Origin of the sequence: Pseudomonas sp. R25(2017) (assembly GCF_002112565.1) — a bacterium.
Lineage (GTDB): Bacteria > Pseudomonadota > Gammaproteobacteria > Pseudomonadales > Pseudomonadaceae > Aquipseudomonas > Aquipseudomonas ekonensis.
In genome coordinates, this window is the sequence record NZ_NEHZ01000056.1 from 1 (window position 1) to 542 (window position 542).

The window sequence follows — 542 nt, forward strand, 5'->3', positions numbered from 1 at the left end:
CGGCACAGCGGTGAAATTGACCAACGTCGCAGCCGGTGCCCTGAACGCCACCAGCACAGACGCCGTTAACGGCTCGCAACTGTTCGCGACCAACCAGACTGTCGACAGCCTCGTCAACAACGGCGCCGGCATCAAATACTTCCACGGCAACTCGACCCTGGCCGACAGCAGCGCGACCGGCCAGGACAGCGTCGCCATCGGCCCGCTCGCGAGCGCGACGATTGCCAACGGTGTGGCGCTGGGCGCCAACTCGTCCGCCACGGGCGCGACGTTGGGCAACGCCGCTTATGGCGTCGGCGGGACGGCAACGGCGGGCGGCGAAGTGAACATCGCCAATGGCGCCGACGGCCGTCGCATCACCGGCCTCGCCGCCGGCTCCAGCGCAACCGATGCTGTCAACGTCAGCCAACTGAACAAGGCAGGGCAGGACACCGCGACCGCGTTGGGCGGCGGCGCAGCGTTGGATGCGAACACCGGTGCATGGACGGCACCGAGCTACTCCACCAACAGCATCAGCGCCACAGGCACCAACACCGGCCCGC

The 542-nt window shown here is 68.1% G+C and carries 1 pseudogene; it reads left to right on the forward strand.

The window, feature by feature from the left end:
* Positions 1-16: 16 nt before the first annotated feature.
* Positions 17-542 (forward strand): annotated as a pseudogene (locus CAG31_RS28015) (hypothetical protein); the annotation flags it as partial.